This is a genomic window from Lysobacter sp. P5_B12 (assembly GCF_056400425.1).
On record NZ_JBFULG010000001.1, the window covers coordinates 485,385 to 510,492 of the forward strand.

At 66.2% G+C, this 25,108-nt stretch carries 27 protein-coding genes; 16 read left to right on the forward strand and 11 right to left on the reverse strand.

What is annotated here, in order from left to right; all coding sequences use genetic code 11:
* Positions 1-10: 10 nt before the first annotated feature.
* Positions 11-1,183 (forward strand): sensor histidine kinase, encoded by a 1,173-nt coding sequence (locus AC1DOM_RS02145; RefSeq protein ID WP_498959754.1) that lies wholly within the window; start codon positions 11-13, stop codon positions 1,181-1,183.
* Positions 1,180-1,782, forward strand: a complete 603-nt coding sequence (locus tag AC1DOM_RS02150; RefSeq protein WP_498959756.1) for a response regulator transcription factor — start codon at positions 1,180-1,182, stop codon at positions 1,780-1,782. The genes AC1DOM_RS02145 and AC1DOM_RS02150 overlap by 4 nt, the downstream gene beginning before the upstream one ends.
* On the opposite strand, the gene AC1DOM_RS02155 is transcribed toward AC1DOM_RS02150, so the two are convergent.
* The 7 genes from AC1DOM_RS02155 to AC1DOM_RS02185 form a co-directional block, all read right to left on the reverse strand.
* Complete coding sequence (locus AC1DOM_RS02155; RefSeq protein WP_498959758.1) at positions 1,783-3,153, reverse strand: leucyl aminopeptidase family protein; 1,371 nt, start codon at positions 3,151-3,153, stop codon at positions 1,783-1,785.
* Positions 3,150-3,872, reverse strand: coding sequence for an HAD family hydrolase (locus AC1DOM_RS02160; RefSeq protein ID WP_498959760.1), 723 nt, complete (start codon positions 3,870-3,872; stop codon positions 3,150-3,152). The genes AC1DOM_RS02155 and AC1DOM_RS02160 overlap by 4 nt, the downstream gene beginning before the upstream one ends.
* Before the next feature lie 50 nt (positions 3,873-3,922).
* Positions 3,923-5,014: an AI-2E family transporter gene (locus AC1DOM_RS02165; protein ID WP_498959762.1), complete on the reverse strand. Its 1,092-nt coding sequence runs from the start codon at positions 5,012-5,014 to the stop codon at positions 3,923-3,925.
* A complete protein-coding gene (locus AC1DOM_RS02170) occupies positions 5,011-5,346 on the reverse strand; it encodes a hypothetical protein (RefSeq protein ID WP_498959764.1) in 336 nt (111 codons plus the stop codon). Before AC1DOM_RS02170 ends, AC1DOM_RS02165 begins: the two co-directional genes overlap by 4 nt.
* Before the next feature lie 61 nt (positions 5,347-5,407).
* Positions 5,408-5,965 (reverse strand): phage holin family protein, encoded by a 558-nt coding sequence (locus AC1DOM_RS02175; protein WP_498959766.1) that lies wholly within the window; start codon positions 5,963-5,965, stop codon positions 5,408-5,410.
* Between the two features lie 12 nt (positions 5,966-5,977).
* A complete protein-coding gene (locus AC1DOM_RS02180; protein WP_498959767.1) occupies positions 5,978-6,352 on the reverse strand; it encodes a hypothetical protein in 375 nt (124 codons plus the stop codon).
* Positions 6,353-6,378: 26 nt separating this feature from the next.
* The gene (locus AC1DOM_RS02185) at positions 6,379-7,812 is read right to left on the reverse strand and encodes a Do family serine endopeptidase (RefSeq protein ID WP_498959769.1); all 1,434 of its coding nucleotides are present in this window, start codon (positions 7,810-7,812) and stop codon (positions 6,379-6,381) included.
* A 483-nt stretch (positions 7,813-8,295) separates the two neighbouring features.
* Here AC1DOM_RS02185 and AC1DOM_RS02190 point away from each other — a divergent pair, with 483 nt between their 5' ends.
* The 3 genes from AC1DOM_RS02190 to AC1DOM_RS02200 all read left to right on the forward strand — a co-directional run bounded on the left by AC1DOM_RS02190 (position 8,296) and on the right by AC1DOM_RS02200 (position 11,922).
* A complete protein-coding gene (locus tag AC1DOM_RS02190; protein ID WP_498959771.1) occupies positions 8,296-10,449 on the forward strand; it encodes an adenosylcobalamin-dependent ribonucleoside-diphosphate reductase in 2,154 nt (717 codons plus the stop codon).
* 81 nt (positions 10,450-10,530) lie between these two features.
* Positions 10,531-11,076, forward strand: coding sequence for a histidine biosynthesis protein HisIE (locus AC1DOM_RS02195; RefSeq protein WP_498959773.1), 546 nt, complete (start codon positions 10,531-10,533; stop codon positions 11,074-11,076).
* 63 nt (positions 11,077-11,139) lie between these two features.
* Positions 11,140-11,922, forward strand: coding sequence for a TSCPD domain-containing protein (locus AC1DOM_RS02200; protein ID WP_498959775.1), 783 nt, complete (start codon positions 11,140-11,142; stop codon positions 11,920-11,922).
* A gap of 531 nt (positions 11,923-12,453) precedes the next feature.
* Here AC1DOM_RS02200 and AC1DOM_RS02205 read toward each other — a convergent pair.
* Positions 12,454-12,897: a hypothetical protein gene (locus AC1DOM_RS02205; RefSeq protein ID WP_498959777.1), complete on the reverse strand. Its 444-nt coding sequence runs from the start codon at positions 12,895-12,897 to the stop codon at positions 12,454-12,456.
* Here AC1DOM_RS02205 and AC1DOM_RS02210 point away from each other — a divergent pair.
* The 4 genes from AC1DOM_RS02210 (at position 12,881) to AC1DOM_RS02225 (ending at position 15,430) form a co-directional block, all read left to right on the forward strand.
* Positions 12,881-13,036: a hypothetical protein gene (locus tag AC1DOM_RS02210; RefSeq protein ID WP_498959779.1), complete on the forward strand. Its 156-nt coding sequence runs from the start codon at positions 12,881-12,883 to the stop codon at positions 13,034-13,036. The two genes, AC1DOM_RS02205 and AC1DOM_RS02210, sit on opposite strands and share 17 nt — an antisense overlap.
* 94 nt (positions 13,037-13,130) lie before the next feature.
* Positions 13,131-13,454: a hypothetical protein gene (locus AC1DOM_RS02215; protein ID WP_498959780.1), complete on the forward strand. Its 324-nt coding sequence runs from the start codon at positions 13,131-13,133 to the stop codon at positions 13,452-13,454.
* A 303-nt stretch (positions 13,455-13,757) separates the two neighbouring features.
* Positions 13,758-14,789, forward strand: coding sequence for a proline iminopeptidase-family hydrolase (locus tag AC1DOM_RS02220; protein WP_498959782.1), 1,032 nt, complete (start codon positions 13,758-13,760; stop codon positions 14,787-14,789).
* 56 nt (positions 14,790-14,845) lie between these two features.
* Positions 14,846-15,430, forward strand: coding sequence for a DUF1294 domain-containing protein (locus AC1DOM_RS02225; RefSeq protein ID WP_498959784.1), 585 nt, complete (start codon positions 14,846-14,848; stop codon positions 15,428-15,430).
* Between the two features lie 7 nt (positions 15,431-15,437).
* Here AC1DOM_RS02225 and AC1DOM_RS02230 read toward each other — a convergent pair whose 3' ends face one another.
* Positions 15,438-15,953 carry a hypothetical protein gene (locus AC1DOM_RS02230; protein ID WP_498960225.1) on the reverse strand — a complete coding sequence of 172 codons (516 nt, stop codon included), beginning with the start codon at positions 15,951-15,953 and terminating at the stop codon, positions 15,438-15,440.
* A gap of 25 nt (positions 15,954-15,978) precedes the next feature.
* On the opposite strand from AC1DOM_RS02230, the gene AC1DOM_RS02235 reads away from it, so the two are divergent.
* The 4 genes from AC1DOM_RS02235 to AC1DOM_RS02250 all read left to right on the forward strand — a co-directional run bounded on the left by AC1DOM_RS02235 (position 15,979) and on the right by AC1DOM_RS02250 (position 20,329).
* The gene (locus AC1DOM_RS02235; protein WP_498960209.1) at positions 15,979-16,749 is read left to right on the forward strand and encodes a lytic transglycosylase domain-containing protein; all 771 of its coding nucleotides are present in this window, start codon (positions 15,979-15,981) and stop codon (positions 16,747-16,749) included.
* A 70-nt stretch (positions 16,750-16,819) separates the two neighbouring features.
* Positions 16,820-17,590: a lytic transglycosylase domain-containing protein gene (locus tag AC1DOM_RS02240; protein WP_498959786.1), complete on the forward strand. Its 771-nt coding sequence runs from the start codon at positions 16,820-16,822 to the stop codon at positions 17,588-17,590.
* Positions 17,591-17,660: 70 nt separating this feature from the next.
* A complete protein-coding gene (locus AC1DOM_RS02245; protein ID WP_498959788.1) occupies positions 17,661-17,999 on the forward strand; it encodes a thioredoxin family protein in 339 nt (112 codons plus the stop codon).
* Positions 17,996-20,329, forward strand: a complete 2,334-nt coding sequence (locus AC1DOM_RS02250) for a PAS domain S-box protein (RefSeq protein ID WP_498959790.1) — start codon at positions 17,996-17,998, stop codon at positions 20,327-20,329. Before AC1DOM_RS02245 ends, AC1DOM_RS02250 begins: the two co-directional genes overlap by 4 nt.
* 60 nt (positions 20,330-20,389) lie before the next feature.
* On the opposite strand, the gene AC1DOM_RS02255 is transcribed toward AC1DOM_RS02250, so the two are convergent.
* Positions 20,390-20,824 carry a hypothetical protein gene (locus AC1DOM_RS02255; protein WP_498959792.1) on the reverse strand — a complete coding sequence of 145 codons (435 nt, stop codon included), beginning with the start codon at positions 20,822-20,824 and terminating at the stop codon, positions 20,390-20,392.
* 100 nt (positions 20,825-20,924) lie between these two features.
* Positions 20,925-21,209, reverse strand: coding sequence for a hypothetical protein (locus AC1DOM_RS02260; RefSeq protein ID WP_498959794.1), 285 nt, complete (start codon positions 21,207-21,209; stop codon positions 20,925-20,927).
* A 189-nt stretch (positions 21,210-21,398) separates the two neighbouring features.
* Between AC1DOM_RS02260 and AC1DOM_RS02265 the strand changes: the two genes are divergently transcribed.
* The 3 genes from AC1DOM_RS02265 to AC1DOM_RS02275 all read left to right on the forward strand — a co-directional run bounded on the left by AC1DOM_RS02265 (position 21,399) and on the right by AC1DOM_RS02275 (position 25,101).
* Positions 21,399-24,314: a putative bifunctional diguanylate cyclase/phosphodiesterase gene (locus AC1DOM_RS02265; RefSeq protein WP_498959796.1), complete on the forward strand. Its 2,916-nt coding sequence runs from the start codon at positions 21,399-21,401 to the stop codon at positions 24,312-24,314.
* Positions 24,315-24,398: 84 nt separating this feature from the next.
* Positions 24,399-24,911 carry a DUF1993 domain-containing protein gene (locus AC1DOM_RS02270; RefSeq protein ID WP_498959798.1) on the forward strand — a complete coding sequence of 171 codons (513 nt, stop codon included), beginning with the start codon at positions 24,399-24,401 and terminating at the stop codon, positions 24,909-24,911.
* A gap of 1 nt (position 24,912) precedes the next feature.
* Positions 24,913-25,101, forward strand: coding sequence for a CPXCG motif-containing cysteine-rich protein (locus AC1DOM_RS02275; RefSeq protein ID WP_498959801.1), 189 nt, complete (start codon positions 24,913-24,915; stop codon positions 25,099-25,101).
* Positions 25,102-25,108 lie beyond the last annotated feature (7 nt).

Consider the following 25,108-nt stretch of genomic DNA (forward strand, 5'->3'; position numbering starts at 1 on the left):
CATTGCCCGCATGAACACCGCCGCCGCCGCGCCCATCCCGCCCCGCATCGCGCAGTTGCTTGCGCGCTGCGGGTTCGCGCCCGCGCCGGATTCGGCGATCGCCGACCTCATCCGCCAGGGCAAGTCGCCGTGGACCGACGCGGTCCACCTGCTCTGGTCGCTGTGGGTGTTCATCACCCCGATGTTCGGCATGGGCTACACGTGGAAGTGGGTCGGGCTGACGGCGCTCTCGTATCCGGTGTTCATCGCGCTGTATGCGAAGACCCTGTTGTCGTCGCGCCGCATCTCCGATCGTTACGCCTACGGCATGGCGGTGCTGTGCTTCGTGCTGCTGCCCTGGTATCCCTCGGGCATCAGCTACTTCGTGTTCGGTTGCGTGATGCTGCACGCGGGCAAGCGGCATCGCGCGATCCCGGTGTATCTGCTGCAATGGCTGGTGATGAACGCGGTGTACGCGGGCATGGCGACCGCGGTGGGCTATCCGTGGCAAATGATCGTGTGGATGCCGGTGATGACGCTGATCATCGGCCTGATCATCAACGTCGAACGCGCGAGCGCCGACAAGGACATCGCGCTGAAACTCTCGCACGACGAAGTGCGGCGGCTGGCCGCCACCGCCGAGCGCGAACGCATCGGTCGCGACCTGCACGACCTGCTCGGCCACACGCTGTCGCTGATCACGCTGAAGCTCGAACTCGCGCGCAAGCTCAGCGAACGCGATCCGCCGGGTTCGCGCCGCGAACTGGAAGAAGCCGAGCGCGTCGCGCGCCACGCGCTTGCCGAAGTGCGCAGCGCCGTCACCGGCATCCGCTCGGCCGACCTGGCCGCGGAACTCGCCTCCGCGCGCCTGCTGCTGGAATCCTCCAACGTGCACCTGGAGTACGACGCACCACCCGCGGCCTTGCCACCGGATGTCGAACGCGGGCTGTCGCTCGTGCTGCGCGAAGCGGCGACCAACATCGCGCGCCACGCGCAGGCGACCAATGCGCGCGTCGCCTTCGACACCGATGCGCGCAGCGTGCGCATGTGCGTGGAAGACAACGGGCGCGGCGGCGCGACGAACGACGGCAACGGGCTCGCCGGCATGCGCGATCGCGTGCGTGGCATGGGTGGCACGTTGAGCATCGAGTCGGCGAAGGGCAGCGGCACGAAGGTGCTCGTGCGCGCGGGGTTGCCAGGGTGATCCGCATCGTGTTGGCCGAAGACCAGGCGCTCGTGCGTGGCGCGTTGTCCGCGCTGCTTTCGTTGGAAAGCGACCTGGAAGTCGTTGGCACCGCGCCCGATGGCGAAGCCGCATGGCGCGAAGTGCAGCGTCTCAAGCCCGACGTGCTCGTCACCGATATCGAAATGCCCGGGATGTCGGGCCTGGAGCTTGCCCAGCGCATCCAGCGGCATGAACTGCCGATCAAGGTCGTCATCGTCACGACCTTCGCGCGCGCCGGTTTCCTGCGCCGCGCGCTCGACGCCGGCGTGTCGGGTTACCTGTTGAAGGACGCGCCTGCAGAAGATCTCGCCGAAGCCCTGCGCAAGGTGCATCGCGGCGGCCGCGCGATCGACCCGCAGCTGGCGATCGATGCGTGGAGCGATGCCGATCCGCTCAACGATCGCGAACGGCAGGTGTTGCGCCTGGCCGGCGATGGCATGTCCGCATCGGAAATCGCCGCGCAGTTGAATCTGTCGGGCGGCACGGTGCGCAACTATCTGTCCGAAGCGATCGGCAAGCTCGGCGTCGGCAACCGCATCGAGGCCTATCGCCTCGCGCGGCAGAAGGGTTGGCTGTAACTACGCGAAGCGCTGCTTGAGCATCGCCCACGCCGCACGCAAGCCTTGCGCTTCGCCACCCGCGGGGCGTCCCGGGCGATCGGTGTCGTTCCACGAATACACATCCAGGTGCGCCCACGGCTGCGTGGACGGCACGAAGCGTTCGAGATACAGCGCCGCGGTCACGCTGCCGGCCATGCGCGAGGGCCCGCCGTTGGCGATGTCCGCCACGCTGCTGACGAGATAACGCAGGTACGGTCGCCACAAGGGCATGCGCCACACCGGATCGCGTTGCGCGCCGGAGGCTTCGAGCCAATCGGCGGCGACCGACTCGTCGTTCGCATACAACGCGGGCAGGTCCGGGCCCAGCGCGATGCGCGCCGCACCCGTCAGCGTCGCGAAGTCGACCAGCAACGCGGGCTTGTCTTCGGCCGCGCGCGCCAGCGCATCGCACAACACCACGCGCCCTTCGGCATCGGTGTTGTCGATTTCCACCGACACGCCGAGCCGCGTGTTCACGACATCGCCGGGGCGATAACTCATCGGCCCGATCGCGTTTTCGACGGCCGCGACGAACAGGGTCAGCCGCACGGGCAGTTTTTGCGCCATGACCAGGCCGGCGAGCGCGATCGCGTGCGCGGCGCCGCCCATGTCCTTCTTCATGTTGCGCATGCCGTCGGCGGCCTTGATGTCCAGGCCACCGGTGTCGAAGCAAACGCCCTTGCCGACGAGCGTCAGCTTCGGCGCATCGGCATCGCCCCAATGCACGGCGATCAGGCGCGGCGCGCGATGCGATGCGCGGCCGACGGCGTAGATCGCCGGATAGTTGTGGTCGAGCAGATCCTCGCCGCTGACCACTTCGATGCGCGCACCGTGCGCTTCGGCCAGTTCGCAGCAAGCCTGTTCGAGTTGGTCGGGGCCCATGTCTTCGGCGGGCGTGTTGACCAGGTCGCGCACGCGCACGCAGGCGGCGAGGGTGTCGTGCGTTTCGGCATCGATCGATCCTGCGACCAGGCGCGCCGGTGCACGCAGCGGCACCTTGTAGCGCGTGAAGCGATACGCGCCCAGGCCCCAGCCCAGGTGCAGCGCGCGCAGTGCATCGGCATCGAGTTCGCTCGCCAGCGCCCAATCGCCCGGCGGCAAGGCGAACGGTGCGTGCGCATAGGAGTAGGGATCCAGCGGATCGCCGACGCCGAGCACCGCGCCCGCGATCCCGCCATCGCCGGGCAGCAGCAACACGCTGCCGGAAACACCGGTGAAGGAATGCGCGTCGATCCAGCTCCCGATTTCGGGCACTTGCAATTGCCGCCACGCATCGAAGCCCGTGCGTTCGACGCAATACAGCGGCAAACCCTTGGTGCCCGATGGTGCGAACCCGTTCGAATCGGTCATGCGACGTCGTCCTGGAGGTGCGCGTCCAGCCAGTCGGCCAACGCATCGAGGGTGGGAAAGGCAAGGTCGGGGCGCACGTGCGCGTGCGGCCACGTCGGTTCGGGATGCAGGTCGTCGCGATGGATCCAGCAGGTGCGCAGGCCGGCGCGCGCGGCGCCGAGCACGTCGAGCTCGATGTCGTCGCCGACATGCAACACATGCTGGGGGGCTTGGCCCAGGCGCTCGCAGGCGGCGCGGAAGATGGTGGGATCGGGCTTCGGTGCGCCGTGCTGGCTGGCGCCGAGCTGGAAGGCGAAGTGGTGCTTCAAGCCGATGCGCGACAGGTCCGCGTTGCCGTTGGTCACCGCGGCGACGGGCACGCGCGCGGCGATGCGTTCGAGCGCGGCGATCGCATCGGGGTAGCACTCCACGCGATTGCGTTCGGCGAAGAAGGCTTCGAACGCGGGCTCGACCTGCGACACGTCGTCGCCCGCCAGTTCCATCGCCCGCGCCAGGGTGAGCTTGCGCAGCCGGCTGAAGTCGTGGGCCAGGTGCGGGTGTTCGGCGTTGATGACATCGCGCAGGCGCCGCATTTCGTCGACCGGGAAGCGCTCGGCCGTGCGCGGGCAGTTCGCGCGCAGCCAGTCGTGCTGCACGTGGTCCACGCGCGCGCCGATGGGCGCGAACGGCCACAAGGTGTCGTCGAGATCGAGGGTGATGGCGCGGATGCGGAGGTTCACCCGGCGGATTCTAAACGGTACGGGCTAATGGCCGCGCCGCGCCGCCGCAGTCACTCCAACAGCTTGGCCCACCCGTCCAGGCCATCGATGCGCGCCAGCACCAGCTTGACGCACACCAGCAGCGGCACCGCCAGCAGCAGGCCGATGATTCCCCACAGCCAGCCGAAGACCATCAGCGAGAGGATCAGCACCAGCGGCGAGAGCGCCATGCGCCGGCCGAGCACGATCGGCGTGACGATCTGCCCTTCGAGCGTGTGCAGGCCCAGGTACAGCGCCGCCGGCCCGAGCGACTGGAGCGTTTCGCCGTAACTGACGAAGCCCATCACCAACATGATGCAGATGCCGATCAGCGGGCCGACATAGGGCGCGAAGTTCAGCAGCCCCGCCATCGTGCCCCACAGCAAGGCTTCGTCGCCGGGCACGCCGAGCAACCAGTACAGCAGGCCGGCGAACACCAGGCCGACGATCACGTTGATGATGCTGATGGTGAGTACGTAGCGCGAGATCTCGGTCTCGATCGCCTGCAGGATCTCGACGGTGAGCTTCTTCTGTTGCCGCGATGGCAGCAACGCGATCGCATTGCGCTGCAGATCGCCGCCGTAGACCATGAAGAAGAACGTCAGCAGCACGACCGCGAGGAAGGAAGCGACCACGCGCGGCGTGGAGGTCAGCACGCGGTAGGGATCGTTGACCTCGGTCTTGACGACCTGCACCTTCGTCGAGGATTCACCACCGGCCGCGCGCGCGATGTTCTCGGCGGCGCGGTTGGCTTCGGTCACCGGTTTGGTCAGGTTGCGCAGCTTCGGCGCGAGGTCGCGCATCTGCTTGGGCACTTCGCGCACCCACTCGGCGCCCGGCTGGATCAGTTCGCGACCGAGCGAGTAGGCGCCGAACATGCCCAGGCCCAACACGAGGATCGCGGAGACGAAGCGCGGAATCCACAGCTTGCGCAGCAAGCGGATGATCGGATTGCCGACCAGCGCGAAGAATGCGGCGAGCAACACCGGCAGCAACAGATCCTGCGCAAGGTAGAGCGTGAACGCGACGGCCAGCACCGCGAGCACGATCGCCGCGCTGGACGAGCGCGGGCGCGGCGGAGACGGCGGTTGTTCGGCCTCTTCGGTCTCGAATCGGAAACTCATGCGCCCACCGGCGGCGTTTGCGCGACTTCTTCGGCGGATTGCGCGGCGTCTTCGGCCTTGCCCGCCGCGACCTGCGCGCTGCCACCGGCGAACATGCCGGCGACCGCGGTCAGCATCTGCAGCAGGGTGTTGCCCTTCGCGACGCTCTTGCCCGGTTCGAGCTTGCCGACCACGAAACCCGACACGAGCCCGGCGACGACGATGCGGCCCGGCGTCCACGACGCGAGCCACGTCGACTTCACCTGTCGCCAATCGGCGGCGGCCTGGCGCTCCTTCGCCTCGAGCGCGACTTCGGCTTGCCGGACTTTGCGCTGGAGCGATTCGAAGTTCACGCGCGACTCTGCTGTTCGGATGTGGGGATGCTGGCGTACCGCCGGTTGACGATCATGTGATTCATGGCGGTGTGACGTCGACACCCAGGCCCTTCTTGACGCCGTCTTCGGTTGCGTTGGCCACTTGCTCGGCGCTCTTCTTCGCCGACTTGCTCGAATCGGCGCCCGCCATCATGTCGCCGAGCTCGCCGATGCCCAGGCGTGCCAGCTGCCGACGCGTGGCTTTCATGCGCGTGTGTTCGAAGTAGTGCGTCGCCAGCCAACCCGCGCCGACGGTCAGCAAAAGGCTGCTGCCGCCGCACACGACCAGCGAAAGCCACCACGCCCAGCCGACGTTGAGCGACAGCCACGCGATCAGCGAGGCCATCAACAACAACCACGCCGACGCGCCGAAGATGATCGCCAGCGCGGTCAGCGCCAGCGTGCGCCCGGCGGCGCTGCGCGCGAGCGCGAAGTCCGCCGTGATGAGGATGCGCAGCGCGGTCGCCGCTTCGCGACCTGCGGCCCACGTGGCCTTGCCGGTGTCGCCGAGTTCCTTCAGCGCATCGGCGATGCCCGGCGCGGCGGCACGCGCTTGCGTGCCGTCGTCCGTCGTGTCCCCGCTGCCCTCGCTCCCCATCGTGGCGCTGCCTTACTTGTCGCTGCTGCGACCGAGCTTGGCGATGATCCAACCCGCGGCGAAGGCGACGCCGAAGGAAGCGAGCGGACGCTCGCGGATCAATTCGGCCGCGCTGTCGATCAGGTCGCGACCCTTGTCCATGATGGCGTCGACTTGTTCGCGCGAGGCCGCGCCGAGGTTTTCGGCCGCCGAAATGGACGAGAGCGTGCCGTCGGCCAGTTCGGCCTTCATCTGCGCCTTGCCCAGGCGCATCTCGTCGCCCGCGGCGACGGCCGCGCCCTTGATCGCATCGCCCGCGGCCACCGCGGCGCCCTTGAAGTGCTGGCCCGCTTCGCCGAGATCGGCCTTCATCGAATCGGTCGCACGACCGTTGTTGTCCGGGGACATCGCGTTCTCCTTGGGGGTGGGGGGAATCACTGCATGGCCAGGTCGCCGCGCGCGTTGCCGCGCAGCACGCGCAGCACCAGGCGTTGCGGGGTCTGGCCGAAACTGGCGCGGAAGCCGCCAAGATCGATGAATTCGCCGCTGGTGGCGGCAAGCACGACGTCGTCCTTCTGCAAGCCATTCTGCGCCGCGCGGCTGCCGCGTGCGACCGCGCTCACCAGCACGCCGTCCAGCCCGGCCTGGCGCAGGCGCTCGGGCAGTTCGGCGAAGGTGGCGCCTGCCAGGCGCGCATCGAGCACGCTGCCATCGTAGGCGCGCGGCTGTTCGCGCAGTGTGGCCTTGAGCGTGAGCGGCGCCTTGTCGCGGCGCAGCTCGAGCGCGACGTCGCTGCCGACCGCCTGCAGGCCTTCGAAGTTGTGCAGCGCCTCGCGTGTATCCATGCGCTGGCCGTTGGCCGACAGCACGACGTCGCCCACGCGCACGCCGGCGGCCGAGGCGGCCGAGTTCGGGAACACGCGCGTCACCACCGCGCCGCGCGGCGTTTCGAGCCCCAGGCCCTTGTAGAGCTGGTCGTCGACCGTCTGCGTCTCGATGCCCAGCGTGCCGCGCCGCACTTCGCCCGTGCTCGCCAGCTGGCGCATCACGTTGCCGGCGAGGTTGGCGGGAATCGCGAAGCCCAGGCCGATGTCGCCCGCGCGGCTGCCTTGCGGGTTGAAGGTCGCGGTGTTGATGCCGACCAGTTCGCCGCGCAGGTTGACCAGCGCGCCGCCCGAATTGCCCGGGTTGATCGACGCATCGGTCTGGATGAAGTTCTGGAAGCCCAGGCCGGGCAATCCATTGCGCCCGACCGCCGAGACGATGCCCGAGGTCACCGTCTGGCTGAAGCCGAAGGGATTGCCGACCGCGACGACGAAGTCGCCGACGCGCAATTGATCGGAATTGGCGAGCGGCAAGGCGGTGAGCTTGTCGGCCTGGATGCGCATCAACGCCACGTCGGTATCGGGGTCGGAGCCGACGAAAGTGGCGACGAAGGTGCGGCCATCGGCCAGCGTCACCGACACCTCGTCCGCGCCTTCGATCACGTGGTGGTTGGTCAGCACGAGACCCTTGGCCGCATCGACGATCACGCCCGAACCCAGCGACTGGTTGATCCGTTCCTGCGGCACCTGCGGGAACAGGCGGCGGAACATCGGATCGTCGGCGAAGGGATTGCGTACGCGCACGCGCTGCTTGGTATGCACGCTCACTACCGCGGGCGTGACCTTCTCCAGCATCGGCGCCAGCGAAGGCAATGCCTGGCCATCGACGGCCGTCGGCAACGCGGCCACCAGCGGCACGGCGGCGGGCGCCGGTTCGGCCATCGCGGGGGACTGCAGTCCTTCGCGCATCGCAGTCGCCGCGAAGCCGCCGAAACCGGCGGCGATCGTGAAGGCAGCGAGCGTTTTCAGGGGAGCATGGCGCATGAGTTCATTGTCCCGGGGGCAAGTGAGTCAGTGATGTGAAATCGCGGCAGGCCGCCATCGAATCAAGATCTCGCTGAACAGGGGCCTATTTTTCATCGCTTGGCCGGATGCTTGCGGACAACGCGTTTCTGCGCCTTCTGCGCACACATCACAGGCGCGATAAATATTTTCGCCAGCCCGTTGACACACCTCGCGGCCGGGGCGTAGTTTCGCCTTCCGTTGCCACAACATATAGTGGTGGCAGCGAAGGACGGACCTGAATGTTGTGTTCCACGAACTTTCAGTCCCATCCACGAACACAGGCGATAACGTGACCGGAATCCCGGTTGCGTCAGGGGAAAACCAGCGTTCGAAGGTGGCGAGGGACACGCCCGTGGGGTGGCGTTTCCGGCTTGCTTCCGTGGAACCGGAGCGACCCGATCGCCACCAGACAAAACGATGAGAACCGGGCACGACCCGGCCACGACGAGGAGATGGAGCAGCATGAGCACGGTGCGCCTCGAGGCGGTCAAGATGGACAACGCAGCGCAGGAGATCCCGATGCAGCCGGCCTCGGCCGACATATGGGACAAGAAGTACCGGCTGAAGACGAAGTCGGGCGAGGCGATCGACGCCGACATCGACGGGACCTACCAGCGTGTCGCCAGGGCGCTGGCCGAAGCCGAGGGTTCGCCCGAGAAGCAGAAGTACTGGCACGAGCGTTTCGTCTGGGCGCTGCGCCGCGGTGCGATTCCCGCCGGCCGCATCACGTCCAACGCAGGCGCCCTGGAACACAAGCCGGCCACCTCGACGATCAACTGCACGGTCTCCGGCACGATCGAAGACTCGATGGACGGCATCCTGGAGAAGGTGCACGAAGCGGGCCTGACGCTGAAGGCCGGCTGCGGCATCGGCTATGAATTCTCGACGCTGCGCCCGCGCGGCGCCTTCGTCGCCGGCGCCGGCGCGTATACGTCGGGCCCGATGTCCTTCATGGATATCTACGACAAGATGTGTTTCACCGTCTCCTCGGCCGGTGGCCGCCGCGGCGCGCAGATGGGCACCTTCGACGTCTCGCACCCCGACGTGAAGGACTTCATCCGCGCCAAGCGCGAGGACGGGCGCCTGCGCCAGTTCAACCTGTCGCTGCTGATCACCGACGGCTTCATGGAAGCGGTGGAAAACGACGGCGACTGGCCGCTGGTCTTCCCGGTCAACGCCAAGGAACAAGGCGACGTCGACCTGGCCGACGCGCAGACCGTGGTCTGGCGCGAATGGCCCACGCACAAGAACTACATCGTGCGCGAAGACGGCCTGGTGGCCTGCCGCATCTACGGCCACATCCGCGCGCGGCACCTGTGGGACATGATCATGGTCTCGACGTACGACTACGCCGAGCCGGGCTTCATCCTGATCGACCGCGTCAACGAGATGAACAACAACTGGTGGTGCGAGAACATCCGCGCGACCAACCCCTGCGGCGAGCAACCGCTGCCGGCCTACGGCGCGTGCCTGCTGGGTTCGGTGAACCTGACCAAGTTCGTGCGCAATGCCTTCACCGACCAGGCGCAGTTCGACTGGGAGGAATACAAGGAAGTCGTGCGCGTGTTCACCCGCATGCTCGACAACGTGGTCGAAGTGAACGGCCTGCCGTTGCAGCAGCAGCGCGACGAGATCATGCGCAAGCGCCGCCACGGCATGGGCTTCCTGGGCCTGGGCAGCACGATGACGATGCTGCGCATGAAGTACGGCTCGCCCGAATCCTGCGAGTTCACCGACCGCATCGCCCGCGACATGGCCGTGGCCGGCTGGGAAATGGGCCTGGTGCTCTCGAAGGAAAAGGGCGCCGCCCCGATCATGGAAGAGCGCTTCCCGGTGACCGCCGAGATGCTGCGCAAGCGCCCCGAGATGGTGGCCGATGGCTGGAAGATCGGCCAGGACATCGAAGGCAAGGTGCTGCACGCCAAGTACTCGCGCTACATGCAGCGCGTGGCCGAAGTGGCGCCGGAACTGGTGGAAGAGCTCGCCGAAGTCGGCGCGCGCTTCACCCACCACTCCTCGATCGCCCCGACCGGCACGATCTCGCTGTCGCTGGCCAACAACGCCTCCAACGGCATTGAACCGTCCTTCGCGCACCACTACAGCCGCAACGTGATCCGCGAAGGCAAGAAGACCAAGGAGAAGGTGGACGTCTACTCCTTCGAGCTGCTGGCCTACCGCGAGCTGGTCAACGCCAAGGCCATGCCGTTCTCGGACGAAGCCGGCGCCAAGCTTCCTGACTACTTCATCTCCGCCGACGACATCTCGCCGAAGGAACACGTCGACGTCCAGGCCGCCGCCCAGAAGTGGGTGGACTCCTCGATCTCCAAGACGGCCAACGTCCCCACGGACTACCCGTACGAAGACTTCAAGGACATCTACCGCTACGCCCACCAGCAAGGCCTGAAGGGCTGCACCACCTTCCGCTTCAACCCCGCCGCCTTCCAGGGCGTGCTGGTGAAGGAAGCGGACCTGGAGAACACGACCTACCGTTTCGAGCTGGAAGACGGCTCGGTTCTGGAGGTCAAGGGCAACGAGCAGATCGAGTACGACGGCGAGATGCACACCGCCGCCAACCTGTTCGATGCACTGAAGGAAGGGTATTACGGCAAGTTCTGAGGAACGTCTCGACTACTTGTTCACGCACGTGACGGGTATAGGATCGCGTTGTTCCACAAACCTGGCCAACGAGGAGCACCAATGAGCAACGGCAACGGGGTCACGGCGACCCTTTCCAACGCCGCCGATACGGTGGTCGAGACCGCGAAGTCCGTCGCCAAGCGCGCGGGCAAGGCGGTGTCGGGCGCGAAGAAGACGGCATCGAAGGCGGCCAAGTCCGCCAAGAAGGCCGTGACCAAGGCGAAGAAGAAGCTTACCGCGGCCAGCGCCGCGGCGAAGAAGGAAGCAGCGACGCTCAAGCGCAAGGTGGCCGGCAAGAAGGCCGCCGCCAAGCGCGCGGCGAAGAAGACCGGTCGCAAGGCCGCCGCCAAGAAGGCGTCGACCAAGCGCGCGGTCAAGAAGACGGCGAAGAAGGTCGGGCGGAAGGTCGCCGCGACCAAGCGCGCGGTCAAGAAGACGGCGAAGAAGGTCGGCCGCAAGGTCGCCGCCAAGAAGGGCGCAGTGAAGCGCGCCACGAAGAAGACGGCGCGCAAGACCACGGCGCGCAAGGCCCCGGCCCGCAAGACCGCTGCCAAGAAGACCGGCGCTCGCAAGACCGCCCGCAAGACGGCGCGCAAGAGCGCGTAAGCGACAACGTCCCCTCCCGGCGAACGGGAGGGGATTTTTTGGAACCAAATTCAGAGAACGCACATGGCCGTCAAAATCGACAAGAAGATCAAGGGCTACGCCGTCATCAGCGCGGAAGACAAGGCACGCGAAGCGAAAGCCGACGCGGTGGCCCGCGCTACGCTGGAAGCGGAGCTCCCGACGGCCGACGTGATCCAGATGCACGAGCGCATCGAGCGCCCGGAAGTGCTGATCGGCAGCACCTACAAGATCAAGTCGCCGCTGGTCGAACACGCCATGTACGTGACGCTCAACGACATCGTGCTCAACGCCGGCACCGAACACGAACTGCGCCGCCCCTTCGAGATCTTCATCAACTCCAAGTCGATGGAGCACTTCCAGTGGATCGTCGCGCTCACCCGCATCATGTCGGCGGTGTTTCGCAAGGGCGGCGACGTGACGTTCCTGGTGGAAGAAATGAAGGCGGTGTTCGACCCCCGCGGCGGCTACTTCAAGGCCGGCGGCGTCTACATGCCGTCCCTGGTGGCCGAACTGGGCGCGATCGTCGAAGACCACATGAAGTCCATCGGCCTGATCCACGACCCCGAGATGAGCCCGGCGCAGCGCGCCCTCATCGCGGAAAAGCGCGCGGCCTACGAGAACCGCGGCTCAAAAAAAAACAGTGAAGTGAGCCTGGGCCTGGCGACGGGCAGTGATGCGCGCACGGAAGAAGTGATTGAAGTGACGGGTGATGGCGCGAGTTTTCCGCCGAGTGCGACGATGTGCCATAAGTGCTCGACGAAAGCAGTCGTGATCATGGATGGGTGTGCGACTTGTCTTAACTGCGGTTACAGCAAGTGCGGGTGATGCCCGGTTGACGTCCTCGGGATGTCTCGAGGCCATATCGACACACGAGGGACTCCAGGTGAGTCCCTCTTTCGTTTTGTGGGCACGCGCCTCACAAGATCCCAAACACGTTGCCCCTTGGAACAATTACGTTCGGCAGGCGCACGATCCACTTCGGGGCTTCAAATCTCCGAAACAACCGCCGCACTAGCAGTGGTTCTCGCGCCTGGAGCGGGACCTCGACGAAATCACCAGCGCGAGTTCGGTTTGCGTCGCACTCACGAATGGGCACGCAGCGGCTTGTAACCGCGAGGCCTGAACATCGCAACGCGGGCTTTCGTCTTGCCCGCACTGCGATTGCGCTCGCATCGCATTTCCCGACAGGGTGAGCAGTGCGCCGCGATCTAACTTGTTAGTGTCACTCGCAGGCCGGGGGCCGGCCTGCGTGAACCAACCGCATGAAACGAGGAGCTCGATATGGTCTTGCTCGATGCAAGTGCCGCGCCCCCGCTCAATGAGGACAGTGCGCCCCAGGGAAACCTCCAGATGCCTTCAGCCAGCCTGGTCACTGTGGTGCGCGGCGGACAGGTTGCGCGCGACAACGAGGCAGAGGAGCAGGTTGCCCGCATTTGGTAAGACATCGTGAGCCATATCAAGGACGTGCTTCAGGGTGATGCCCACGGGTACGAGAGGTACCTGGAGCTGGCGGACCCGAGTCTCGAAGAGATCATCAATAGCATCAGCAAGATCGATGAATTGATGAACAAGATGCTTGACGGGGTTTTCCCCGGTGATTTGCCGATCGAGGTCGAGCTTCGGCTCATCGACTGCCAGCAATGCATCCACCTGATTCGCCGGGTTCACGTTGCGCTGAAGCACGACAACCAACCCGAGTACGACGACGTCATCCGCAAGCTCAGGTGCCACGGCGGTTCCCATCACGAGTGAGAGGCAGGAACAGGAAGAAATGGAGAAGACGATGAACACCAACAACATGCCCCGCCCATCCCACGACAAGGCCGCCCGGCTTGACGAGATGATCGCGCTCGCTCGCGAGATTCGTGCCGAGTTCGCAAAGCTCCATGCCCAGATGGGAAAAGTTCTTGCGCAAGCGCAGGAGAAACAGGCCGCGTAAGGGAATCTCGCTGCACCGAATCAAAAAGCCCCGCACTAGCGGGGCTTTTTCCGGCGCCGCTAAAATGATCTACCCAGAAGATCAGGCGTCCCCCATGAGTGCAACCGAAGACCGCTACGCAGGCCGGCCCTTCCTCCGCCTGCTGGAGTGCCTGGCCCTGGATGCCATCGATGCACTCGACCCGGAGCAGCGCGCGGCCCTCGAAGAGATGGCACCCAAGCTCGCAGCGTCCCTGGATCGCGAAGGCACCTGGCAACAAATCGTCGCCGCGCAAATGAACTGGGGCGATGGGATCGAAGTGGCGATTCGTGAGCTCTGGGACCGCAATCGCGAAGTTGCGCGCGAAGAAGGGATCGAGCTGACGAGCGATGAGTTCGCGATGTTGTTCGCGGAAGCGAATACGTCAGACGAGGAGTGAAGCGCGAGATCATTTTGCCGTCGCCAGCAAAATGATCGCAGGACGCGCGCTCTTGGCAACGATCGGCTCCCTGCAAAGCGCGCTTTGCAGCCCCCAATGAACGCTCGGGCGAAAGCCCCTTGATCGAAGCGACCCGCAAGGTGATGCCCCAGCGTGGGGAGTTTCAAATTTTTTTCCCAAAAAAATTTGGAACTTCACACGTTCGGGCGGCGCGCCAATGATGGTGTAGGCCTTCAACCCCACCAAACCCGCACTGCACAACCAGCGCTAGACTCCGCGCAACGCCACCCGCGGGGGAACACCATGCTCCGGTACCTGCTCGCCTTGTCGATCGGTCTGCTCTTCGCATCCCCCGTCATCGCAGCACAGCCCACCCTCCGCGAATACCACGCGAACACCGGCCACCCCGACGCCTGGCAAGGCGGCGTCCGCATGATCCCGATCCACACCCCGGTCGGCGACTTCAAAGTCTGGACCAAGCGCGTCGGCAACAACCCGCGCATCAAGGTCCTGCTGTTGCACGGCGGCCCCGGCGCGACCCACGAACCCTTCGAAGTCTTCGACAGCTTCCTCCCCGCCGACGGCGTGGAGTACTACTACTACGACCAACTCGGCTCCTACTACAGCGACCAACCCGACGACCCGAAGCTGCTCAACCTCGACCGCTTCGTCGACGAAGTCGAACAAGTGCGCCAGGCGCTGCACCTGGACAAGGACAACTTCTACCTCTACGGCCATTCCTGGGGCGGCATGCTCGCGATCGAGTACGCGCTCAAGCACCAGGACCACCTCAAGGGCCTGATCATTTCGAACATGGTTTCCAGCATCCCCGCGTACAACAAATACGCGAACGACGTGCTGATGCCGGAGCTCGGCCCCGAAGCACTGGCCGAACTGCACAAGCTCGACGCGGCCAAGGACTACGACAACCCCCGCTTCGAACAACTGCTCCAGCCGCACTACGAACACCACGTGCTGCGCCGCCCGATGGCCGAATGGCCCGAGCCGGTGTTGCGCGGCTTCGCGCGCCACCTCAACAAGAAGGTCTACGTCCCGATGCAGGGCCCGAGCGAACTGGGCGCGAGCGGCATCCTTGTCGACTGGGACCGCACCGAAGACCTGAAGAACATCACCGTGCCCACGCTCGTCATCGGCGCCCGCTACGACACCATGGACCCGAAGTACATGGAGATGATGAGCAAGAAGCTGCCGCATGGCGACTACCTCTATCTCCCCAACGGCAGCCATTGCGCCTATTACGACGACCAGGACGCGTACTTCGCCGGCTTGCTGGAGTTCCTGCACAAGGTGGACGAGGCCAAGGCGGGCGGATGATCGCCCGCTAGAATGGGCTCGACCGGCATGGGGGCCGGCGCGTTCCAGGGGGCTTCATGCGTTTCGCCGGCCGCATCACCGAATGGCATGACGAGAAGGGTTACGGGTTCGTCGTTCCCAATGGCGGGGGCGAGCGCGCCTTCGTGCACGTGAAACGATTCGAACGTCTCCGGCGGCGTCCGGAACAGGGCGATCTGTTGTCGTATGAAGTCGGGCGCGATGAGAAAGGGCGGCTTGCTGCGATGCGCGTGCGGATTGCGGGGCAGCCAGCCGTCGCACAAGACAACCAACGCGCATTGCGCATCCCACATACGTTCCTGGGCTTCATTGCGATCGCTGCAATCGCGCTCGCAGCGTGGCGGGGTTGGCTTCCGATAATGGCCCTCGTCATCTACGCCCTTATGAGCGTCGCGACGTTCGCCTACTATTTGCGCGACAAACGCGCCGCTCAGGAAAACGCGCGGCGAACGCCGGAAGCCGAACTGCATTTCCTTTCGCTCGCGTGCGGCTGGCCGGGCGCGCTGCTCGCGCAGGGCCTGTTGCGGCACAAGTCGAAGAAGGCGCCGTTTCAAGCCACGTTCTGGCTGACGGTCATCGCCAACATCGGTCTCATGGTTTGGCTGATATCGTCCAACCGATAGAAGCACGTCACTTCTTTTTCTTCTTCTTCGATTTCGACTTGTGCTTGGCCTTGCTCTTCGCCTTCGCCTCCGCGGCGAAGCGCGCCTGCACGTCGACGATCGCCGTCGGCAGCTTCTCCTGCAACATCGCTAGCAATTCCGCGCTCGCATCGGTGTCGATCGGTTTTCCGTCCGGTGTCGTCGCGGTGACGCGCGTGGTGGTCTTTCGAATTGTGTCCGATAAAAAGAGGGCCTTCGTCAACACCAGCAGCTCTTGGCCCCGATAGCGCAAGGTGTACATGTCGAGCATCTGCGAGCGGCCCTCGTACTCGACGCCCGGGGTGTTCACGACGATCGCGCCGACGGCATTCCAGGTTTCGTTCTTGTCGGCCTCGATGGTGAATTCACCGCGGGTCGTCGTCGGCGCGACGGGGAATTCGAGCGTCGCCGTCGGCGCTTCCTCCGCCGGTTTGGGCTTGGTCGCACAGCCCGCGGCGAGCAGGAGCGTCGCCGCCAGGACCCACAGTTTGCCTTGCACGCGCATTCGACCTCCGAGGTGTACGCTCCGCCTGATGCGCGCGCCCCTGTTCATGGTTTGCCTCATCGCGGCCTGCGCCGCGTGGCCTGCGCACGCACGTACGGTGTACCGCTGCGTGCGCGATGGCACCGTCAGCCTCTCGACCGCGCCTGAACCGGGATCGAAGTGTGTCGCCAAACATTTCGAGGACGACGCGGGCAAGGTGCCCAATCTCTGGGGCAACCTGGGCGTGGTGAAGGGCACCCTGTACGAGCGCCAGCAAGACGGGAAAACCGTGTACGGCACCCGCAAGTTGCCGGGGTCGACGCCGGTGCTCGCGTTTACCGTGCAGACACCGCCCGGGTCGTCGGCGCATGTCGGGCTGGGCGAACTGGGGCCGCCGCAGCTGAAGCGCTTCAACGCCGAGTTCCGCGCCGCGGCGAAGCGCACCGGCGTGGAGGACGCGATGCTGCGCGCGTTCGCACATGCCGAAAGCGGGTTCGATCCGATGGCGACGTCGAGCAAGGGTGCGCAAGGCGTCATGCAGTTGATGCCGGAAGTCGCGCGGGAATACGCGGTCGCCGATCCGTATTCGGCCGCGCAATCCATCGACGGGGGCGCGCGGCATCTGAAGCAATTGCTGCGGCGCTACAAGGGCGACCTGGATCTCGTCGCCGCGGCGTACAACGCCGGCATCGGTACGGTGACCGAGTACAAGGGCGTGCCGCCGTATCGCGAGACCATCGAGTACGTGGCCAAGGTGCAGGCCTTGTACGACCGCTATCGCAGCGCGATGACCAAGCCGGCCAAAGCCCGCCGTTAAGCTGCCATTGCTGCGGCGCACACGCGCTCTTCACGCGATGCTGAGCAGTCCGCGCGTTTCATGGCGCCCGATGTACGCCCGCCTCGCCACCGCCGCCGTGTTGTGCCTGCTGCCTTTCGCGGGCGCGCAGGCGCGCACCGTTTACGAATGCCTGCGCGACGATCGGCTGAGTCTGTCGACGGTTCCCGAGCCCGGTTCGCGGTGCAAGCCCAAGCGCGTGAACGATCGCAAGGCCAAGGTGCCGAACTTCTGGGGCGACCAGGGCCCCGTGCGCGGCAACCTGTATACGACGCGCATCAACGGCATCGCCGCGTACAGCACGCGGCCGATCCGCGGATGGAAGGAAGTCGCCGAGCCCGTGCGCATTCGCGCGCCCCGCGATTCGTGGGCGCATGAAGGCTACGGCGAACTCGGCACGCCGCGCCTCGACGTGTTCGCGGCGCAATTCGTTGCCGCGGCGAAGAAGACGGGTGTCGAGGATGCGTGGTTGCGCGCCATCGCCCATGCCGAAAGCGACTTCAATGCGCGTGCGCTGTCGCCGAAGGGGGCGCAGGGCGTGATGCAGTTGATGCCGGCGCTCGCGCGCGCGTACGGCGTGGCCGATCCGTATCAATCGGCGCAGTGCATCGACGGTGCCGCGCGCCACATCCGCGATCTCATGCGTCGTTACAAGGGAGATCTCGTGCTCGTCGCCGCCGCTTACAACGCAGGCACCGGCGCGGTCGATCGTTACAAGGGCGTGCCCCCGTACGCGGAGACCGAGGATTACGTCGAGAAGGTGCAGGCGCTGTACGCGCGCTACCGCACCGCGCTGAAGAAGCCAGTCGCCCGCAGAAGCTGAGCCTGGGGACGCTGCGCTCACCGCGCAGGCGCTAGCCTCGATGCACCGCCCGGCCGCGCATGGAAGCACGATGTCCTTCGCTCATCGTTACGAACCCACCGAACCCGAACGGGCAAGCGTGGACGTGCGCGCCGGCCCTGCAGTTCTGGAGTTCGGCGCGCCGTGGTGCGGCCATTGCATCGCGGCGCAATCGCCGCTCGAAACGGCCTTCGATGCGCACGCCGACGTCCATCACCTGAAGATCGAAGACGGCCGCGGCAAGCCGCTCGGACGTTCGTTCCGCGTGAAGCTGTGGCCCACGCTCATCTTCCTGCGCGACGGCGAAGAGGTCGCGCGCCTCGTGCGCCCGACGTCGTTCGGCCCGATCGCCGAAGCCCTCGACCTCATCGATCCCCCGGCACCGTCATGATCGACGACTCCGCGCCGCCGGCCATGCAACCGCGCGCGGACGCTGCGCCGCAGCCGTCGATGCGTTGGCTTGAGATCGCCGATCGCGCGGATGTCGGTTTGCTGCGGGTGGATGCGGGCGGGCACCTGGTCGACGTGAATGCCGCCGCCGCGCGCATGCTGGGGCGCGGCATCGACGTGTTGCGTGGCATGGCCTTCGACTCGCTGGGCGACATCGCCGACCGCGACGCGATGCAACGCGCGATGGGCGCGCTGCATGCAGGCCAGCGGCCATCGACCATCGCGATCCAGATCGCCCGCCCCGACGGTGGATCGCTTGCCGCGATGGCGCGTTTCACCGCGGTGCGCGATTTCACCGGCGTGTTGCGCGCCGCCACCATCACCTTGCTCGAACTGGACGAAGGCGAGTTGCCGAAGCTCATCGAACCGCAGCGCCCGCGCGAGGCGATCGCCTCCGACAGGAGTTATCGCGCGCTGTTCGACGACATCGACCAGGGATTCTGCGTGATCGAAGTATTGTTCGAGGGCGATACACCCATCGACTATCGTTTCATCGAGACCAACCGCGAGTTCGAGCGCGATACCGGCCTGGTCGACGTGGTCGGCAGGACCATGCGCGAACTCGTGCCCGACCACGAGCCGCATTGGTATCAGTTCTACGGTGATGTCGCCCGAAGCCGTCGATCCGCGCGCACGATGCTGCCCGCGCAGTCGTTGGGCCGCTGGTACGAAGTCCATGCGTTCCCGTTCGGTCCCGCGACGGGCGCGCGTGTCGCGGTGCTCTTCGAGGACATCTCCACGCGCACGCGCACCGAAGTCGCGCTGCGCGACAGCGAAGAGCGTTTCCGTTGCCTGGCCAACGCCTCGCCGTCGATCCTCTGGAGCGCGACCTCCGATGGCGCGATGACCTGGCTCAGCGATCGGTGGACCGAATACACCGGGCAGGGCCTGGACGTGAGCCGCGAGGAGCGCAACAGCCTGATCCATCCGACCGATCGCGAGGCGGTCGCGAACGCCTGGCGCCGTGCGTTCCAGGGCGAGCCGTTCGAAACCGAATTGCGGCTGCGGCGGCGCGACGGTGCCTATCGCTGGTTCCTGGTTCGCGCCAATCCCTCCCACGACGAGGCCGGCAAACTTACCGGGTGGTACGGCGCGACCACCGACATCCACGACCACAAGCTCGCCGAGCAAGCGCTGCGCGAAGTCGACCAGCGCAAGGACGAATTCCTCGCCACGCTCGCGCACGAGTTGCGCAATCCGCTCGCGCCGCTTCGCAATTGCCTCCACATCCTGCGCATGGCCGAGCAGGGCGAGGCCGGCGCGCACGTCGACATGCAGCGCCTGCACGGCGTGATGGAACGGCAGGTCGCGCAACTGGTGCGGTTGGTCGACGACCTGCTGGAGGTCTCGCGCATCACGCGCGGCATGGTGCCCTTGCACCTGCAATTGGTGTCGCTGGCCGACGTCATCGATCGCGCGGTCGAAACCAGCCGGCCGCTCATCGATGGTGCGCACCACGAACTCGTGGTGTCGGTGCCCCCCAAGCCGCTGGTGCTGCACGCCGATCCGGTGCGCCTGGCGCAGGTGCTGTCCAACCTGCTCAACAACGCGGCGAAGTACACCGAGCCGGGCGGTCGCATCGTGCTCGACGCGCGAGGCGAAGGCGACGAAGCGGTGATCGTCGTGCAGGACAACGGCCTGGGCATCGCGACCGACCAGATCGCGCGCGTGTTCGATCTGTTCAGCCAGGCCGAGCATTCGATCGGGCACGCGGCGGGTGGACTGGGCATCGGCCTGACGCTGGTCCGCAGCCTGGTGGACATGCACGGCGGTTCGGTCGTCGCGCGCAGCGCCGGCCTGGGGCAGGGCAGCGAGTTCGAAGTGCGCTTGCCGCTCGCGCAGGGCGAAGCCGATCCGTTGGCCGCGAAGGAATCGGCGTCGACCTCCGGCACGCGCATGCGCTTGCTCGTCGTCGACGACAATCGCGAACACACCGATTCGCTCGCACTGTTCCTGCGCATGCAGGGGCACCAGGTGCGCACCGCTTACGACGCGGCTTCGGCGCTCACCTGGCAGGTAGCCTTCGCGCCCGACGCGGTGCTGCTCGACCTCGGCATGCCCGGCGTGGACGGTTACGAAGTGTGCCGTCGCATGCGTGCGGCCGATGGTGGCGAGCAGTTGGTCGTCGTCGCGATCACCGGATGGGGCCAGCCCGAAGTGCGCACCCGCACGGCGGAGGCCGGCTTCGACGCGCACGTGGTGAAGCCGGTGGATCCCGTCGCGCTCGAAAACCTGGTCGACTCACTCTTGCGAATGAAACACCGCGCATGAAAAGCCCCTCCCCTGCGAAGGCAGGGGAGGGGTTGGGGAGGGGTTGCCTGGTTGCGCGGTTTAGCTCGTACGCCCCGTACTCTCACCACGATTCTGCTGCTGCGATGCGCTCTGCGAGCCCTGCATGTCGCGGTCGCTCGACTGCGATCCGGCACGATTCCACGCCGCTTCGCACGCCTTGTTCGCGCCCTGGTCCCACTTCAGCGCCTTCTCGTTGCCCTTGGTGCTGTTCTCGTACTGGCTGCGCAACTGGCTTTCGGACTGGCTGAAGCTCTGGCCGCCACTACCGTATTGCTGCCGGCCCTGTTCGCCGGTCTGGTAGGCCGGCTGGTAATCCTCGAACTGCTTGCCCTGTTGATAGTAGGGCTCGTTCTGGAACTGCTGCTTCCAATACTGTTCGGAACCTTGCTGTTGCTGGCCGGAGGCGCCCTGTTGCTTCTGCGAAGATTGGTTCTGCGACGACGCGCCTTGCGTGCCTTCGTTCTGATTGCCCATTTCGACTTCTCCAACTACGGCCGAAATGGCCGTCGCACGACGTTACGCAGCCGCGCGTTATCGAACTTGTTGCGAGCAGTGAAGGCGTCGCTAACGCGATTCAGCGTGGTGAACCGAGCGCCGGAAATTGCGTGGTCATGCGCGCACCGTGCACGACGCCCCAGCGAATGCCGATGCGATGCAGGCGCGCTTCCATCGCCGGGCGCATCAGGGGTGGCGTGCGCTCCAGGATGGCGGCGTGGCGTTCGGCCCACGCGCTGGCGAGTGCGAAGACGTTGCCGGACATCGACTGGATGCGGGGCATCTCGCGGTCCAAGGCTTCCAGTTCGGCTTCCAGCGCCGGCCCAAGATCGACCGTCTGCCCCGCAATGGCGTGCTCGCTCATCGTGTTCCCCCTGGCCCCCTGTCGGGCGCGTGGATGCACGCTCGCCGGCGGCGGGTGCAGCCGACGTGACGATGCGCCACTAAACCGTTCATCTGCCGAGACGTGGGTATCAGCCACTCAGTGACGCAGCGCACGGAATGAACCCCGGACGCCCCCGTACGCTGCCACCCTCAGGGGGATCCACGTTCCATGGTCGTGAAATTCGGTCGATCGCCGGCGCAGGAGGGTGCGGCGCAGCTGCCGCTGCCCGAACGCCTGCTGCGTACATCGACCCCGCAAGAAGTCGTCCAGGCCTGGTTCGAGGCCGACCCGCAACTCGACATGCACTGCGCCTGCGTCCTGTGGTCGACACATTGGCCGCGGGACATCGAGGCGTTCCCGGCTGCCTGCGCGGACGCCGGGATCATCGCCGATGCCATCGATGCGGTCTCGCGCATCCGCGCGGGCGAGAACGACGACAGCAACCCGCGGGTGCTCTACGACGACGGCGAGGGCGCGGTCGCCGTGCTCAACAGCCCGTACATGGGCATCACGCCCTGCGCCACGACCATCGCGCGCCTGGCCGAAACGCTCGACCTGCGTCGTATGCGCGAAAGCGTCGCGCGCCTGGAGCAGGCGGAGAAGCTGCAGCGTTCGCTCTACGCGATCGCCGACATGGCCGGCTCGGACCTCGAGATGCCGGACATGCTGCGCGGCCTGCATCGCATCGTCGCCGACCTGATGTACGCGGAGAACTTCTATATCGCGTTGTACGACCGCGACCGCGATGCATTGCGCTTCCTCTATTTCTCCGACGTCGTCGACGACCAACTGCTCGCGCCCGAGGAAGAGATCCCGCTGGCGCGGATCGAACGTGGCCTGACCTGGTATCTCACCCGCGACAAGCGTCCGCTGATGGGCGCCACGGCCGACCTGATGCAGCAGGTCTCCGGCCCGCTGCGCCTGCACGGCGCGGACAGCTCGGACTGGCTCGGCGTGCCGATGCTGCGCGATGGCGACGTGCACGGCGTCGTGGTCGTGCAGAGCTACACCGGCGAGCGTTGCTACACGACGGCGGAGATGTCGCTGCTCGCCTTCGTCGCCGAACACATCCTCACCGCGCTGGAACGCAAGAGCGGCCGCGTGGAACTGGAACGGCACGTCGTCGAGCGCACGCAGCAGTTGCAGGTCGCCAACAGCGAGCTGCGCCGCGAAGTGGGCGAGCGCGAACGCGGCGAACGCCTGCAGGCCGCGCTGTACCGCATCGCCGCGCTGGCGAGCCTGGACGAGACGACCGACAACTTCTATCGCCACGTGCACGCGGTGGTCGGCGAACTGATCGAAGCGAAGAACTTCTACATCGCGCTGCTTTCCGAAGACGGGAGCACGGTGTCCTTCCCGTATGCGGCCGACGAACACGAGCGCGACTGGAGCGCGCGGTCCTATGGCCGCGGCCTGACCGAACACGTGCTGCGCACGCAACGCCCCGCGCTGGTCACGCGCGATGAGGCCGCCACGATGGTGGCGGCCGGCGAAATCGACAGCGGCATGCTCGGCGCACCGACGCTGGTGTGGCTGGGCGCGCCGCTGCTGAGCACCGAAGGCGCGATCGGCGTGGTCGCCGTGCAGAGTTACGACCGCGGCGATGTCTACAACGAGCGCGACGCCGAACTGCTGACCTTCGTCTCCTACCAGATCGGCAGCTCGCTGCAGCGCCGCCGCGCGGCCGAACTGCTGCGCCAGGCGAACGCGGAACTCGAACATCGCGTCGAAGCGCGCACCCTGGAGTTGCGCGAACAGATCTCCGTGCGCGAGCAGGTCGAAGCGCAGCTGCAACACCAGGTCATGCACGATGCGCTGACCGGCCTGCCCAATCGCGTCTACCTGCGCGATCGCATCGAACGCGCGCTGGCCGGCCTGCGCCGCGACAAGAGCTGGGCCTTCGGCCTGCTCTACATCGACGTCGACCGCTTCAAGGTGGTCAACGACAGCCTCGGCCACAGCGCCGGCGACGCCGTGCTGCAGCAGGTATCCAAGCGACTGGCGGCCTGCGTGCGCAATCCCGACGTGGTCGCGCGGATCGCGGGCGATGAATTCGTGATGTTGCTCGAACACGTGCAGGCGCCCGAGACCGCGAGCAAGGTCGCCCAGCGCGTGTTGCGCGCGCTGACACCGCCGCTGCACGTGGCCGGCCGCGAGATCCAGTTGTCGTGCAGCATCGGCATCGCGATCGCGCGGCAGGACTGCGAGTCGGTCGACCGCATCCTGCACGATGCCGATGTCGCGCTGTATCGCGCGAAGGATGCGGGCCGCAGCCGCTTCGTATTGTTCGACGACGCGATGCACCAGACCGCGATGGACGTGCTCGAGCTCGAACAGGATTTGCGCGATGCGCTGATGCGCGACGAGTTCGAGCCCTGGTTCCAGCCCATCGTGCGCCTGGAGGATGCGAGCGTCGTGGGCTACGAAGCCCTGCTGCGCTGGCGACATCCCACGCGCGGCGTGCTCACGCCGTCGCAGTTCCTCAAGGTCGCCGAGGACAGCGGGCTGATCGGCCAGGTCGACTGGCGCATGTTCCGCCTGGCGCTGGAAGCCGCGCGCCCGATGGCGTGCCAATCGCACGACGGCGTGCTGCGCTATCTCACGCTCAACGTCTCGCCGCGCCTGTTCCTGCATACCGACTTCGACCGGCGCCTGCTCGAACTGGTCGATGAAATCGGATTCGATCCGCGCGCGCTGCGCCTGGAAGTGACCGAGGGCACGCTGCTCGGCGATCCGGACAACGTGGTGGCGATGTTGCATCGCCTGGCCGAGCGCGGCGTCGTGGCGGCGCTCGACGACTTCGGCACGGGCTATTCGTCGCTGGGTCACGTGCACCAGTTCCCGTTGAAGATGATCAAGATCGACCAGAGCTTCGTGGCGCCCTTCGCCAACGGCGCGCCCTCGCGCAGCTCGGCGTTGATCGAAGCGATCCTCGCGCTGGGCAATGCGCTGGGGACGGAGATCGTCGCCGAGGGCATCGAAACCGATGCGCAGTGGGCCGTGTTGCGCGCGATGGGCTGCGTGTACGGGCAGGGCTATCGCTTCGCGCATCCCGCGCCGTCCGGCCATTGGCTGGGACAGTGAAACCCGGAAGGGCGACTATCGCTCCACGGGCGTCGGCGTAACCTGTTGCGCTTCCGGGCCGCACCGGCCCGCCGGAGCCCTGCCATGACGCAAACGCTGCACGCCTTCACCGCGCCCGTTTTCATCCGCACGTTGCGCAACCTGATGAACGTCCTGCGCGCCGGCGAGAAACACGCCGCGGAGAAGGGCATCGCACCGGACGTGTTGTTGAACACGCGCCTGATCCCCGACATGTTGCCGCTGGTGCGCCAGGTGCAGATCGCCACCGACCACGCGAAGAACTGTTGCGCGCGCCTGACGGCGACCGAGCCGATGCCGTTCCCCGATGAAGAGAAGACCTTCGAGGAACTCCATGCACGCATCGCGCGTTGCATCGCGTATGTCGAATCCTTCGACGCCGCGCAGTTCGAAGGTGCGGCCTCGCGTCCGATCCAGGTCAAGAGCCGCGTCGGGGAGCTGAACTTCGACGGACAGGGTTACGTCACCAGTTTCGCGCTGCCGAACTTCTTCTTCCACGCCTCGATGGCCTACGCGATCCTGCGCGCCTCCGGCGTGCCGATCGGCAAGGCCGACTGGCTCGGCGACGTCGGCCGCTGACATGCTGCCGAGCGTCGACATCCAGTGCCCTTATTGCGGCGAGACGATCACGATCTTCGTCGACGACTCGGCGGGCGAGCAGCACTACATCGAAGATTGCCAGGTGTGTTGCAAGCCCATCGTCATCGACGTGGGCTTCGATCGCGATGGCGATCCGATCGTGCGGGCGACGTCGGAAGACGAGGCCTGATTCCCCG